Annotated in this window: 13 protein-coding genes and 1 pseudogene; 13 read left to right on the forward strand and 1 reads right to left on the reverse strand. The window is 42.3% G+C overall.

The window, feature by feature from the left end:
- Positions 1 to 64: 64 nt before the first annotated feature.
- Positions 65 to 910: a MurR/RpiR family transcriptional regulator gene (locus RG565_RS07415; protein WP_003028566.1), complete on the reverse strand. Its 846-nt coding sequence runs from the start codon at positions 908 to 910 to the stop codon at positions 65 to 67.
- Positions 911 to 1143: 233 nt separating this feature from the next.
- Between RG565_RS07415 and RG565_RS07420 the strand changes: the two genes are divergently transcribed.
- The 13 genes and pseudogenes from RG565_RS07420 (at position 1144) to RG565_RS07480 (ending at position 13678) form a co-directional block, all read left to right on the forward strand.
- Complete coding sequence (locus tag RG565_RS07420; protein WP_247937271.1) at positions 1144 to 1467, forward strand: hypothetical protein; 324 nt, start codon at positions 1144 to 1146, stop codon at positions 1465 to 1467.
- On the forward strand, positions 1457 to 3415 hold the full coding sequence (locus tag RG565_RS07425) for a V-type ATP synthase subunit I (protein ID WP_268732212.1): 1959 nt from the start codon (positions 1457 to 1459) through the stop codon (positions 3413 to 3415). The genes RG565_RS07420 and RG565_RS07425 overlap by 11 nt, the downstream gene beginning before the upstream one ends.
- 96 nt (positions 3416 to 3511) lie before the next feature.
- A complete protein-coding gene (locus RG565_RS07430; RefSeq protein ID WP_003027244.1) occupies positions 3512 to 3991 on the forward strand; it encodes a V-type ATP synthase subunit K in 480 nt (159 codons plus the stop codon).
- Between the two features lie 46 nt (positions 3992 to 4037).
- Positions 4038 to 4628 (forward strand): hypothetical protein, encoded by a 591-nt coding sequence (locus RG565_RS07435; RefSeq protein ID WP_247937269.1) that lies wholly within the window; start codon positions 4038 to 4040, stop codon positions 4626 to 4628.
- An 11-nt stretch (positions 4629 to 4639) separates the two neighbouring features.
- Positions 4640 to 5650: a V-type ATPase subunit gene (locus RG565_RS07440; protein WP_247937268.1), complete on the forward strand. Its 1011-nt coding sequence runs from the start codon at positions 4640 to 4642 to the stop codon at positions 5648 to 5650.
- On the forward strand, positions 5640 to 5960 hold the full coding sequence (locus RG565_RS07445) for a V-type ATP synthase subunit F (protein ID WP_049511870.1): 321 nt from the start codon (positions 5640 to 5642) through the stop codon (positions 5958 to 5960). The genes RG565_RS07440 and RG565_RS07445 overlap by 11 nt, the downstream gene beginning before the upstream one ends.
- A gap of 7 nt (positions 5961 to 5967) precedes the next feature.
- Positions 5968 to 6663: pseudogene (locus RG565_RS07450) on the forward strand (GNAT family N-acetyltransferase).
- Positions 6664 to 6766: 103 nt separating this feature from the next.
- A complete protein-coding gene (locus tag RG565_RS07455) occupies positions 6767 to 8557 on the forward strand; it encodes a V-type ATP synthase subunit A (RefSeq protein WP_195323387.1) in 1791 nt (596 codons plus the stop codon).
- Positions 8544 to 9935, forward strand: coding sequence for a V-type ATP synthase subunit B (locus RG565_RS07460; RefSeq protein WP_003041062.1), 1392 nt, complete (start codon positions 8544 to 8546; stop codon positions 9933 to 9935). Before RG565_RS07455 ends, RG565_RS07460 begins: the two co-directional genes overlap by 14 nt.
- 12 nt (positions 9936 to 9947) lie before the next feature.
- Positions 9948 to 10571, forward strand: a complete 624-nt coding sequence (locus tag RG565_RS07465; RefSeq protein ID WP_247937267.1) for a V-type ATP synthase subunit D — start codon at positions 9948 to 9950, stop codon at positions 10569 to 10571.
- A 542-nt stretch (positions 10572 to 11113) separates the two neighbouring features.
- Positions 11114 to 11833 carry an ABC transporter ATP-binding protein gene (locus RG565_RS07470; protein WP_070670705.1) on the forward strand — a complete coding sequence of 240 codons (720 nt, stop codon included), beginning with the start codon at positions 11114 to 11116 and terminating at the stop codon, positions 11831 to 11833.
- Positions 11833 to 13017, forward strand: a complete 1185-nt coding sequence (locus tag RG565_RS07475; protein ID WP_181971886.1) for an ABC transporter permease — start codon at positions 11833 to 11835, stop codon at positions 13015 to 13017. The genes RG565_RS07470 and RG565_RS07475 overlap by 1 nt, the downstream gene beginning before the upstream one ends.
- A 25-nt stretch (positions 13018 to 13042) precedes the next feature.
- Complete coding sequence (locus tag RG565_RS07480) at positions 13043 to 13678, forward strand: TetR/AcrR family transcriptional regulator (RefSeq protein ID WP_247937266.1); 636 nt, start codon at positions 13043 to 13045, stop codon at positions 13676 to 13678.
- The last annotated feature ends 148 nt before the right edge of the window (positions 13679 to 13826 follow it).

Here is a 13826-nt window from a genome sequence, read left to right on the forward strand (position 1 = left end):
AAGCCTTCTATAATGAAAATGAGCAAATCCTTTGGTGAGGAGATGCTCATTTTTATTTGATCCCTTATTTGTGTCGCCTGTAATAGCCGTTTAATTTTTGATTTTCCCAAAAGCTGTTGAAGATTTTTTCCTTCTTTTCTCGGTCAATTTCTAGGAAAAAGGCATAAAGGAGGTCAATCATAAGTAGCATAGGAAACTGTGCTGAGATGCGTAAGATATACTCTGGTTTGCTTTGAATGGCAACAGTGATGATTTCAGTAAAGGTTTCTTTGACTTTGTTGGGGTGTCCTGTTACTAACACCGTTTTCGCACCCATTGCTTGAGCGTCGATGAGACTGTTGATGATAGATTGCGTTCCTCCGGACAAAGAAAATCCAATAACCAAGCAATTTTCATCTAGGATACTGGTTGTCCAAGCAAAACCGTCTTGATCTGTCAACGCTTCGCAGACAACACCAAGCCGCATGAAGCGCAGTTTCATATCGCGTGCGACAAGACCAGAGCTTCCCGTCCCAAAGAAATAGACGCGGTCAGCTGCTTCGATGAGATTGGCAACGCGCAGCAGTTTGTCTTCGTCAACCAATTCCTCAGTTTGTTGACGGATTTGAGCATAGTTTCGTAGCACTCTACGAGATAAGTCATTTTGTACTTTCTCGTCCTGTTCCGCGTTTTCTTGCAATTGATGAAGGTATTGAAAATTAAACTCTCTGTAGCCTTTAAATCCGCATTTCTTTGCAAAGCGTGTCAAGGCTGCTTGAGAGATGTAGAGAGCTTGCGCAACTTTTTGAGAAGAGAGATCGTCATAGATGCTAGAAGGGCTCAAAAAGTAGTTGGCAATCCGCTTTTCTAAGTCGGTCATGCTATCAAAGTGGCTTTCAATCGTTGTTAAGATATGCTGCGTATTTTCCATAGATGTACTCTCTTTACTTGTAATGATATAGAACAAATGTTTTGAAAAACCTATTTGTATTATAACATAGTTTTACAAAATAGGACGCTAGGTAGCTTGATAAATAGCATAGGGTGAAATGATTTCAATTAAGCGAAGAAAACCAATAAAACTTTGTGACGAATGATTTGAAAATGTGTTATAATTTACACAAGAAAGCGTTACACCTATTGTGTCAAAAGGAGGTGCGAGATATGACGAATGCTACTCTTGAGCAAATGCAGGAAATTGAGCAAGCAGCAGATGAAGTGTTGGCGGGCTACAAAAGTCAAATTCAGGAATTGCGAGAGCAAGCTGCCAGCAATCTGAAACAGCTAGAGAAAGTCTATGATGAAGAAAAGCAACAATTGCTTGTTGAGTTAAAAGAACAATCTGAAAAAGAGATTGCCAACTTGACACAAGACTTAGAAAAAACGAGACAAGAGAACGAAGAAAAAGCCCAAGCAGCTTTGTCAAATAAAAAAGAGGTACTGCTGCAAATGATTGTGGACAGGGTGGTAGAAAAATATGGCCATTAGTCACATGCAAGAGTTGTCGTTGCTATTGCCAAAAGATTTGTTGGATGATGTCCTTTCTTATTTGCAAAATCTCCAGTCAGTTGAGGTTCAGGATTTGCAGGCAAAAGAGACTTGGCAGGGAGCTTTTGAGCAAGAGTTGGTGTGGAATCCTGATAAGTCTTTCTCGGAACATCTTCAAACTTTGACTCGGCGGCAGGAAAAACTTGCCAATATGATTGAACGTTTGCAGGCGTTTGTGCCCAAGAAAAAATTACTGGAGTCGTTGAAGGCAGTGCCTTTGGAAATAACGTTTGTGGATTTAGAGCAAGCGGGGCAGGCGCGTGATGAAGAAGCTCTTCTTGTCAATATTCAGCAACAATTTCAAGCGTTGGCAAGAGCGCAGGAAGTAAAAGAGATGGCTCAGTCGGAGATGGCAGAGCTAGAAAAATGGGCGAGTTTAGCCGTTACGCCGTCAGCGCTTAAGCATTTTAAACATCTTCGTGCGTTTGTGGGAAGCATTCCAAGCAGTGAGAACAATCAGCTAAATGCTCGATTGCGGGACTATCCTAATCTGGAAGTCCAAGAGATTTTCACCAGTACCACAGAAAGTGGAATTCTTGTGCTATGTAAAGCAGAAGCAGCTAAGGAAATGCAAGCATTCTTGACAGAGCTTGGTTTCAAACCTTTTGAATATGCTTTTGAAGAATTACCAAAAGAGCGTTTGACAGCCTTGCAAGAGACGATAAAAGAGCAAGAAGCACTCATAACTTCAACGCAAGCACAACTAGCGGCATCTAATGAGGAGCTGCAACAGCTCAAGCTTCAATTGGACTATATTTTGAATCTCACCTCTCGCCAAGAGAGCAAGGAAGCCCTTGCCAGCACGCAGAATTTGGTTGCTTTAGAGGGTTGGATGGAGCAGGGGCAGATAGAAGATTTGAAAACGGGTCTCGCGCAGCAATTTGGCGGTGCTGTCTTGCTTCAAATCCATGAACTGACGGAAGCCGATCGACAGCGAGTCCCGACAAAACTTAAAAATAATGCTCTGATTGAGCCCTTTGAGCTGGTGACAGAGATGTATTCGCTGCCGAAGTACGAAGATAAAGATCCAACGCCCGTTGTTTCGGTCTTCTACTTTATCTTTTTTGGCATGATGGCGGCTGATATTGGCTATGGTTTGTTGCTTTTTGGCGGAACGACTTGGGCTTTGAAGACTTTACATGTCAAGCCAAGCCTGGCAAAGAATTTACGCTTTTTTAGAATTTTAGGAATTGGCGTTGCACTTTGGGGAGTGATTTATGGTTCTTTCTTTGGCTTCAAATTGCCTTTTGCGCTCATTGATACCAGCACAGATGTGATCACTATTTTGATTATTTCGGTCGTGATTGGCTTTGTGACAGTCATGACAGGACTTTTCCTCAGTGGTAAAAAGAATATCCGCATGAAGGATTATGCGGCAGCTTATAATTCGGGTTTTGCCTGGATGTTGATTCTCATCGGGTTGGCTTTGCTAGCAGCGGGACGACTGTTCCCAGCTCTTGCTATTGTCGGCTTTATCGGGCAATGGCTGGCTATTGTAAATGCTGTGGGCATTGTACTGGTTTCTATTATCAGTGCTAGGAGTTTGAAAGGTTTGGGTCCTGCACTGTTTAATCTATACAATATCAGCAGCTATGTGGGAGACTTGGTGAGCTTTACGCGACTCATGGCTTTGGGGCTTGCTGGTGCAAGCATTGGCTCAGCCTTTAACTTAATTGTTAGTCTCTTTCCGCCTTTTGCTCGCTTTAGTATTGGGATTGTGCTGTTTCTCGCCCTCCACGGTATCAATATGTTTCTCTCCTTTTTATCAGGCTATGTGCACGGAGCGCGTTTGATTTTTGTTGAATTTTTTGGGAAATTCTACGACGGTGGCGGAAAAGCTTTTAAACCTTTGAAGCCAGCAGAGAAATATGTCCGCTACAAAAAATAGCACAGCGAAATTACTTTAGCAGCTCAGCTAGAAGTTTTATGTCATTGACAAAATTACTAAATAAATAATGTTTACTATTAGAAATGGAGTTTATTCATGCAAGCTTTTTCATCTTATTTTTCAACTTACGGTGGTGCTTTTTTTGCCGCACTCGGTGTGGTTTTTGCGATTTTTCTCAGCGGTATCGGTTCTGCGCGCAATGTCGGTTCAACCGGTCAGGCTGCGGCAGCCCTATTAAAAGAACAACCTGAGAAATTCGTTAGCGCTTTGATTTTACAGCTTTTGCCAGGTACGCAAGGCTTGTACGGTTTTGTTATCGGGATTTTGATTTTCTTTAAAATCCAGCCTGAAATGGCTCTTCAGACAGGTCTAGCCCTCTTTTTTGCCGCACTTCCAATCGGAATTGTTGGTTATTACTCTGCTAAATATCAAGGAAATGTAGCAACCGCTGGTATGCAGATTTTGGCAAAGCGACCTGAAGACGTCATGAAAGGGGTTATCCTTGCTGCTATGGTAGAAACCTATGCTATCCTTGCCTTTGTTGTATCTCTTTTGATGGTATTGAATGTAAAATGAGACAGGTTCAATGTCTTGAAACAAGATTTCATAGAAGGAGGCAGATATGGAATTTGAATCTCATTTGAGGGATTCTGTTTTGGAGCAGGCGCATGAAAATGGGCGGCAGCTATTAGCCGATGCTAAAGAGTCTATTGAGCGTGAAGCTAAAGAGCAAGAAGCATGGTTGAAACAAGAAAAACTGCAACAGCGTGAGCAAGAAATAAAAGCGATCAATCGTCAGGTACAGCGTGAAGTGCAGCAGCTTGAAAATGAAAAACGCCAGTCTACTTTGGCGACCAAGCAAGGGATTTTGAAAGAATTATTTGCAGGGGCTTATGAGCAAATGGCGGCCTGGTCGGTCGAGCAGGAGCAGGCTTTCTTGGAGCAGGTCTTAAAAAAGTATCCGCAAGAAGAGCTTGTTTTGACAGTTGGCTCACGGACATTGGTTAAATATTCGGCTGGACAATTGGAACGATTATTAGAGCACTATCCGCACGTAAGATTGGCTTCCTCTCCTGTGAGTGGAGAAGCAGGTTTTCTCCTTTCGCGAGGCAATATTGACGATAACTACCTCTACCGCAGTTTGGTGGATTCTTTGTGGCAGGAGGAGAGTTATCAGCTTGCTCAGACGATTTTCCAAGATGAAGCAGACTAAGGAGGCGTTCTATGAATGAAAAGACCTTCGCTCAAGTGAATACAGAAATTAGCATTCATGAGAGTAGCTTTTTAAGCTTAGCGCAATACGAGCAGTTGTTGCGGACTTTCACTTCTGAAAGTCGGTCAGCAGCTTTGGAAGGAACGGTTTATAATCTGGATTATGAGCAACTAACAGACTTAAATGCGATTGAGAAGTTTCTCATGAAACATTTGTTTGCAGAGTACGCTTGGGCTTTTGAAGTCAGTCCAGACTCTGCCTTGGTTGAGCTTTTTACGCTCAAATATACCTATCACAATCTTAAGGTGCTGCTTAAGCACAAGGCGACGGGCTTAAATTTAAAACATCTGTTGATTGCGGTTGGACCTTATCCTTTATATATTTTGGAGCATTTGGTTGCAACCTTTTCTGCTGAACATTGTCCTAATTTTATGGCGGATGAAATAGCAGCAACTTGGGCGGAATATCAAGATTATCAAGATGTGCGCGTTCTGGAAATTGGAATGGATCTGGCTTATTTCAAACACTTAAAAAGCTTGGAGTCTGCATTTGAAGACGAGCGGCTTAAGCAACTGGTGCGGTTGACGATTGATTTTTACAATGCAACAACGGTGCAGCGTGCCATTCGTCACCAAAAACCGCATAGTTTTATGACACAGTTGTTATCAGATGAAGGCTCTTTGACGAGTGCAGAGTGGATTGAGTTGGCAGAAAAAGGCGATCTTGCTGGCTGGTTTTCCAAAGTCAATCCATTAGAATTTGATGCGGAATTACGCACTTATGAAGAAAAAATGCGTTCGGGTAAGTTGACAAATCTTGAACTGGAGTATTTGGCAGACTTGGTTCAGTTTAAGCTCTTAGAACAAGGGCGATTTGAAACAAGTGGTCCGCTTCCGCTCGCTCGTTATTTATTGGGAAAAGAGCTGGAAGTGAAGAATCTTCGACTTATTTTGACTGGTTTGACAAATCAGCTTCCAGTAGAGATGATTAAAGAAAGGATAAGACCGATTTATGGCCAGTAAAACTTATAAAATTGGTGTGGTGGGGAACCGCGATGCCATTCTGCCTTTTCGCCTGATTGGTTTTCAGACTTTTCCAGTCACCGAAGCAACCGAAGCGGTGAATACTTTACGGCGATTGAGTCGAGAAGATTTTGCTATTATTTATTTGACAGAAGATATGGCTGCTGAAATCCCTGAAACGCTGGCTTACTATGATAAGCAAGTGCTGCCAGCGATTATCTTAATTCCGACCCATAAAGGGGTAATGGGATTAGGACAGAAGCGTATTCGCGAGAACGTAGAAAAAGCAGTTGGACAGGATATATTGTGAGGTTTTTATGAAAATGAATGAATTAGGCCAGCCCATTGGAGATGCCCTGCCGAATTTCAAACCGGGAGATTTGCCCAATCTGGAGCGACTAGAAGGACAATATGTTATCGTTGAATGTCTGTCCAAGGACAAACATGGGTCGGATTTGTATGAAGTCTATGGTTCGGATTCTCCTGCTGATATGTGGACGTATCTCTTTCAAAATCCTGTTCAAAGTCAGGAAGAATGGTCGGCCTTGCTAGATTAGATGCTGGCAGCTCAGGATCGATTCCACTATGCCATTGTAGATAAGGAGAGTGGCAAGGCATTGGGTACTTTTGCTCTAATGAGAATTAATCGTGGTAGCCGTGTCATTGAGGTGGGCTCTGTGACCTATTCGCCCCAATTGAAACGAACCAGACTGGCGACAGAAGCCCAATATCTGTTGGCACGTTACGTTTTTGAGGAGCTGGAGTATCGCCGCTACGAGTGGAAATGCGATGCATTCAATCAACCTTCAAGATACGCAGCAGAAAGGCTTGGTTTTATCTACGAAGGCACTTTTCGTCAGGCAGTTGTTTATAAAGGGCGTAACCGAGATACTGATTGGCTAGCCATGATTGACAGGGACTGGCCAGCGGTCAAAACTCGTTTAGAAAAATGGCTAAGCCCAGATAATTTTGATGAAAATGGGCAACAAATAAAAGCCTTATCTGATTTTTAAAATAAGAAGTATCAATTTTTGCTGTAGAGATAGCTAAGAAGGGTTTCAAGCTCACAGCAAGGATAGAAAATAAGCAAAAATCTCCCAAGAATGGAGGAAGATTGTGAGTCAAGGAAAGATTATAAAAGTTTCGGGTCCTTTGGTAGTTGCCTCTGGGATGCAGGAAGCGAATATTCAGGATATTTGTCGTGTGGGCAATTTGGGATTGATTGGGGAAATCATTGAGATGCGTCGAGATGAGGCCTCCATTCAGGTATATGAAGAGACCTCTGGGCTTGGACCAGGAGAGCCGGTGGGAACAACGGGGAGTCCGTTGTCGGTCGAATTAGGGCCGGGGCTGATTTCGCAAATGTTTGACGGAATTCAGCGGCCTTTGGCACGCTTTCAAACAGTAACTAATAGTGACTTTTTGGTGCGCGGAGTGCAGCTGCCTCATCTGAATCGTGAGACCAAGTGGGACTTTGTGCCTTGTCTGGAGATTGGAGTAGAGGTAACAGCCGGAGATATTCTGGGTACGGTTCAAGAAACCGAGCTGGTAGTCCACCGCATTCTAGTGCCAATTGGTGTCAGCGGTCGTGTGACTAAGATAAAAGCGGGGAGCTATACTGTCGATCAGCCTGTCTATGAGATTGAACAGGCAGACAGCTCCGTCTTTGTTGGCAGTCTTATGCAGAAGTGGTCGGTTCGTCGAGGTCGCCCCTTTGCTCAAAAGCTAATTCCAGAGGAGCCTTTGGTGACGGGTCAACGAGTGATTGATACCTTTTTCCCTGTGACCAAGGGCGGTGCGGCTGCTGTTCCAGGTCCTTTCGGTGCGGGAAAGACCGTTGTTCAGCATCAGGTTGCTAAGTTTGCCAATGTGGATATCGTGATTTATGTGGGTTGCGGTGAGCGGGGCAATGAAATGACCGATGTGCTCAATGAATTTCCAGAGCTAATCGATCCAGTAACTGGTCAGTCAATTATGCAACGAACTGTTCTGATTGCGAACACGTCCAACATGCCAGTTGCGGCGCGTGAGGCTTCTATCTATACAGGAATTACAATTGCTGAGTACTTCCGAGATATGGGCTACTCTGTGGCCATTATGGCAGATTCGACCTCACGTTGGGCAGAAGCTCTGCGGGAAATGTCCGGGCGTTTGGAAGAAATGCCGGGCGATGAAGGCTATCCTGCCTATCTCGGCAGTCGGATTGCTGAATATTACGAACGAGCCGGTCGGGTGAAAACCTTAGGTAGTGACGAGCGCGAGGGAAGTATTACTGCAATTGGTGCCGTTTCCCCTCCAGGTGGAGATATTTCGGAGCCCGTCACGCAAAATACTCTACGGATTGTCAAGGCCTTCTGGGGATTGGACGCTCAGTTGGCACAACGTCGTCACTTTCCGGCTATCAACTGGCTTAGTTCTTACTCACTTTATCTAGATGAGGTAGGGCACTATATCAATCAACATGAACAGTTGACTTGGTCAGAAAAGGTAACCAAGGCAATGAACATTCTTCAAAAAGAGAGTGAACTACAGGAAATCGTGCGGCTGGTTGGTCTGGATTCTCTGTCTGAAAGGGATCGTCTCACCATGAATACAGCTAAAATGATTCGTGAGGATTACCTGCAGCAGAATGCTTTTGACGAAGTGGATACCTACACTTCTTTTAAAAAACAAGTAGCTTTGCTCACTAATATTTTAACATTTGATGAGGAAGCCAATCGTGCCTTGAATTTAGGTGCCTACTTTACCGAAATCATGAACGGTACTGTGGAGCTGCGAGATCGAATTGCTCGCTCTAAATTTATCCCAGAAGAGCAGCTGGATGCAATTCGGAATTTGGATGCTGTTATTCGAGAAAACTTACATGATATTCTTGCCCAAGGAGGAGCAGACAATGAACGTGATTAAAGAATACCGTACCGTCAGCGAAGTTGTTGGTCCTTTGATGATTGTGGAGCAAGTTGAGGGTGTGCATTTTAATGAGCTGGTGGAAATCCAGCTCCATGATGGAACCAAGCGTCAGGGACAGGTCTTGGAAGTGCAGGAAGACAAGGCGATGGTGCAGCTGTTTGAAGGCTCCAGCGGTATCAATCTAGAAAAAGCCAAGGTTCGTTTTACTGGTCGACCGCTTGAATTGCCAGTGTCAGAAGATATGGTAGGACGAATTTTCAACGGTATGGGCAAGCCTATTGACGGGGGGCCTGACATTTTGCCTGAGAAATATCTAGATATTGACGGTCAAGCGATCAATCCAGTCGCGCGAGATTATCCCGATGAGTTTATCCAGACGGGGATTTCAGCTATTGATCACCTCAATACCTTAGTTCGAGGACAAAAATTGCCAGTTTTCTCTGGTTCAGGTCTGCCTCACAAGGAATTGGCTGCCCAGATTGCTCGTCAAGCTACGGTGCTCAATTCAGAAGAAAATTTTGCGGTGGTTTTTGCGGCTATGGGGATTACCTTTGAAGAAGCCGAATTTTTCATGAATGATTTGCGAGAGACGGGAGCTATTGATCGCTCTATCCTCTTCATCAACCTAGCCAATGATCCTGCTATTGAGCGGATTGCGACACCGCGGATTGCCCTGACTGCCGCTGAATATTTGGCTTATGAAAAAGACATGCATGTTCTCGTCATCATGACAGATATGACCAATTACTGCGAGGCATTGCGTGAAGTATCTGCGGCTCGCCGAGAAGTGCCGGGGCGTCGAGGTTATCCGGGTTATCTCTATACTAATCTTTCCACTCTTTATGAACGAGCAGGGCGCTTGGTGGGGAAGAAAGGCTCGGTGACGCAGATTCCTATCCTCACCATGCCTGAGGATGACATCACTCATCCCATTCCGGATTTGACAGGTTACATCACCGAAGGTCAGATTATCCTGTCGCGTGACCTTTACAACAGCGGTTATCGTCCACCGATTAATGTACTGCCGTCTCTTTCGCGTCTTAAGGATAAGGGCTCTGGCGAGGGAAAGACTCGGGGAGACCATGCAGCAACTATGAATCAGCTCTTTGCAGCTTATGCACAAGGCAAACAAGCCAAAGAATTAGCGGTTGTATTGGGAGAATCCGCCTTATCTGACACCGATAAGCTCTATGTTCAATTTACCGAACGATTTGAAAAAGAGTACATCAATCAAGGTTTTTATACCAATCGGACGATTGAAGAAAGTCTGGATTTAGGCTGGGAATTGTTGTCTATCTTGCCACGGACGGAGCTTAAGCGGATCAAGGACGACATGATTGACCAATATTTACCAGAAAGCAAGCAGCACATTTAAGGAGGTGAGTCGATGACTCGTTTGAATGTCAAACCAACCCGAATGGAGCTGAACAATCTAAAAGAGCGACTGAAAACAGCTACTCGCGGTCACAAACTCCTCAAGGATAAACGGGATGAACTGATGCGTCGTTTCATTGAGGCTGTTCGCGAGAACAATCACCTCCGCCAAAAAGTTGAATCAGCTCTGGTCGGCCACATGCAGGATTTTGTATTGGCAAAAGCCTTAGAAAGCGACCTCATGGTAGAAGAGATTTTTGCTGTTCCTATGCGAGAAGTCAACCTTCATATCGAACAGGAAAATATCATGAGTGTGCAGGTGCCAAAAATGCATGCTCATATTGACAATCCTTATGGTGATGACGAGGGAGATGTAGTTTATAGCTATGTGGCATCTAACAGCCAAATGGATGAGACGATTGAGGATATGGGCAACCTATTGCCCGACCTCCTGCGCTTAGCAGAGATTGAAAAGAGCTGCCAGCTGATGGCAGATGAGATTGAAAAGACCCGCCGTAGGGTCAATGGTCTAGAGTATGCAACCATTCCAGATCTCACAGAGACCATTCATTATATCGAGATGAAGCTAGAAGAAGCCGAGCGCGCTAGTCTAGTGAGAGTAATGAAGGTGAAATAAAGATGTGAGAGCATTAAAAAATCACTGAAAATAGGCTGTAAAACAATTTACAAAGAGAGTTCTGCAAAGTTTTTAGCCAGCCGACCTCTACGCTGACAAATTGGAAATAAAATAATAACAAAAGAGACGATAAATTCATCACATTTATCGTCTCTTTTGTTGATTGAAAAAGAAGCAGCTTTTTTCTGTGGTCATCTATTAGTATTCTTTGAAAAACTCATGATGTGTCGTTGGCTTCAGCCTGCCTAATTCTGCACAATCATCCAAAATTCTCTTAAATTTCTCTGTAATAACGACAGCTTTTCCTATTTTTATACTTGAAGAAAATTAAAATCACACATTGTTAACTTCATTTTGTCATACTTACTGTTACTGACAATTCGGCTCTTTGATTTTTCATTACCTGTTAATAAGATTCACGCTTTTAGCAATATTTATTTTAAAAGCTAAGAAGTTTCCACTTGACAAGTGAGTGATTACTTACTATAATGGGAATTGTAGAGATAGTGAGTAATCACTCATCTATTAGAAAGAGGTTTTTTATGGAAAAATTATTGGATTTACAAAACCTGATAAAAAATTTTGGCAGTCAGGTTGTTCTTAATCATGTTAGTTTCCATCTAGAAGCAGGGGAAATTGTTGGTTTAATTGGACCGTCTGGTGCTGGAAAATCAACGATGATAAAGACTATGCTCGGAATGGAAAAAGCCAACGAAGGGAAGGCGCTGGTTCTCAATCATCAGATGCCTAACCGGCGAGTTTTAGGAGATATCGGCTACATGGCACAATCCGATGCCCTTTACGAAAGTCTATCTGGGGCAGAAAATCTGGAATTTTTTGGAAAAATGAAAGGGCTGACGAAAACAGAACTTTCTCAAGCTATTCACCACGCTGTTCAGGTTGTTGATTTATCTGAACACCTCGATAAAACTGTTGCGGGCTATTCCGGTGGAATGAAGCGTCGACTTTCTTTGGCAATTGCTCTTTTGGGCAATCCTCGCCTCCTCATCCTAGATGAACCGACTGTTGGGATAGACCCCGCACTGCGTCGTCAAGTTTGGCGAGAACTGCGTCAACTCAAAAAAAACGGCGTTGGTATCCTAGTGACAACACATGTCATGGATGAAGCTGAATTAACAGATAAAGTTGGATTATTGCTAGATGGTAGAATAATGGCTTTTGATAGTCCTGCTAATTTAAAATCAAGCTATCAAGTCAATTCCATCGAAGATGTTTTCTTAAAGGCAGAAGGAGAATTATGATGAGAATTTTCGCGATTTCAAAAAAGGTATTGACAGAATTATTACGTGACAAACGGTCTCTGGCACTTTTGTTTTTGGCTCCAATATTCATCATGTGGATCATGAATATTGCTTTTTCTGCCAGTACCGATACGAATGTTCAAATAGCTTCCGTAAATGTTTCAAATGCTGTTAAAAAGTCATTAGATGGTGTTAAACACATCAGTACTAAAGGCTATAAAACAGAATATGCGGCTAAAAAGGCTTTAAAAGACAAAAAGGCAGATGCCGTACTAGTTTATAAAGGCAAAGAAAAATATAAGCTCACCTATGCTAATACCGATACTAGCAAAACCGCGCTAACGCGGCAGGCTGTTAAAAGCACTCTAAAACAAGTGCAAATACAGGAATTGCTTCAAAATCTCAAAAAGGCACAACAACAAGCGAGTGCAAAAGCATCCCAAGCGAATAGATTGCCAGACCAATATCAAAATAATAGCCAGTCTGATATGAGTGAAGCTAACCTTAATCAAACCAAACAAACTAATATTCAACAAACGACATTTGATATTTCTGAAGATTATATTTACGGCAATAAAGATACCACCTTTTTTACTAAGATGGTCCCAATCTTGATGGGCTTTTTCGTCTTCTTCTTTGTTTTCCTCATTTCAGGTATGGCCTTGCTTAAGGAACGAACAACAGGAACACTTGATCGTCTTTTAGCAACCCCAGTCAAACGTTCAGATATTGTCTTTGGTTACATTCTTTCTTATGGCGCTGTTGCAGCCTTACAGACAACTATTATTGTGTTGTCAACAGTTTGGCTGTTAAAACTAAAGGTATTAGGAAGCATGATAGATGTTATTTTAGTCAATATTTTATTTGCCTTGGTTGCTTTATCTTTTGGATTATTATTATCCACTTTAGCGCAATCTGAGTTTCAAATGATGCAATTCATTCCTATCATTATTGTTCCGCAAGTATTTTTCTCAGGTATTATTCCTTTAGATTCCATGGCAAACTGGATCCAATCTATGGGAAAATTCCTCCCTCTTTATTATGCTGGACATGCGTTATCAGAAATTGTTTTACAAGGGACTAGTATCCTTAACCTAGAATCTGACTTATTTGTCCTCCTAATTTTCTTGTCTATCTTAACCGTTCTCAATATTGTTGGACTTAAACGTTATCGCAAGGTATAATAAAATAGACAAAAGTGAGGTAACTATGAACAACAGTAATATTTTACATAACTACAAAGAATGGTTAGAGTATCATCAAATGCCAGCTGGAAAAAAGAAAACATTAGTTGCTGCCATTGAACTTTTTTCTCAACAAGGCTATAATGGAACCTCTACTGCTCAGATCGCTGAAAAAGCTGGGGTTAGTCAGGCTACCATCTTTAAATATTTTAAAACTAAAAGTGAATTATTATCAGAAATTATGCAGCCTATGATTCCTGAGTTGAAGAAAGATTTTTTCCCGCGGCTTAAGAACTACCATCGTTTGGAAGAGACTGTTCATTTCATTGTTCAAGATCGTTTTCACTTTTTAGCTCAAAATGCAGAACTCATTAAAATTCTTGTGCAAGAATGTTTGGTCAATACAGAATTACGAGAAGCGCTATTAGTTAACATTCAAATGTCGATCTTGACTGACTTTACTGACTATTGGCAATTATTAAAAAGCAAAAACCCTCAAATCAATTCTAATCTCAGCGGTATGGATGTTATCAGAACGAATGCTGGTTTGCTTTTTGCTTATTTCGCACAGCGTTTTATTTTAAATATACCAACACTATCGCAAGCTGATGATTTAATCCTTATTGAAAAACAAATCCTGTCTCTTTTGACATTGAAATAAAATGCTACAAGACTATGACTCAAAAATCAGAGAGGCATAGGCTTTATTGAAGTAGGGCAAGCTCAAAGCGTCCACTGTAGGAAATAGAGACAATCTAATCAGTGTCATGTCTACAATGGCATAGTATAAAAGTTCAAAGTGTCAAAAA

Origin of the sequence: Streptococcus sp. IsoGale021, assembly GCF_031142795.1 — a bacterium.
Lineage (GTDB): Bacteria > Bacillota > Bacilli > Lactobacillales > Streptococcaceae > Streptococcus > Streptococcus hominis.

What these genes read in the sequence shown, in the direction of transcription:
- RG565_RS07415 (WP_003028566.1), bottom strand. Translation starts at nt 910, where the DNA reads ATGGAAAATACGCAGCATATCTTAACAACGATTGAAAGCCACTTTGAT.
- RG565_RS07420 (WP_247937271.1), top strand. Translation starts at nt 1,144, where the DNA reads ATGACGAATGCTACTCTTGAGCAAATGCAGGAAATTGAGCAAGCAGCA.
- RG565_RS07425 (WP_268732212.1), top strand. Translation starts at nt 1,457, where the DNA reads ATGGCCATTAGTCACATGCAAGAGTTGTCGTTGCTATTGCCAAAAGAT.
- RG565_RS07430 (WP_003027244.1), top strand. Translation starts at nt 3,512, where the DNA reads ATGCAAGCTTTTTCATCTTATTTTTCAACTTACGGTGGTGCTTTTTTT.
- RG565_RS07435 (WP_247937269.1), top strand. Translation starts at nt 4,038, where the DNA reads ATGGAATTTGAATCTCATTTGAGGGATTCTGTTTTGGAGCAGGCGCAT.
- RG565_RS07440 (WP_247937268.1), top strand. Translation starts at nt 4,640, where the DNA reads ATGAATGAAAAGACCTTCGCTCAAGTGAATACAGAAATTAGCATTCAT.
- RG565_RS07445 (WP_049511870.1), top strand. Translation starts at nt 5,640, where the DNA reads ATGGCCAGTAAAACTTATAAAATTGGTGTGGTGGGGAACCGCGATGCC.
- RG565_RS07460 (WP_003041062.1), top strand. Translation starts at nt 8,544, where the DNA reads ATGAACGTGATTAAAGAATACCGTACCGTCAGCGAAGTTGTTGGTCCT.
- RG565_RS07465 (WP_247937267.1), top strand. Translation starts at nt 9,948, where the DNA reads ATGACTCGTTTGAATGTCAAACCAACCCGAATGGAGCTGAACAATCTA.
- RG565_RS07470 (WP_070670705.1), top strand. Translation starts at nt 11,114, where the DNA reads ATGGAAAAATTATTGGATTTACAAAACCTGATAAAAAATTTTGGCAGT.
- RG565_RS07475 (WP_181971886.1), top strand. Translation starts at nt 11,833, where the DNA reads ATGAGAATTTTCGCGATTTCAAAAAAGGTATTGACAGAATTATTACGT.
- RG565_RS07480 (WP_247937266.1), top strand. Translation starts at nt 13,043, where the DNA reads ATGAACAACAGTAATATTTTACATAACTACAAAGAATGGTTAGAGTAT.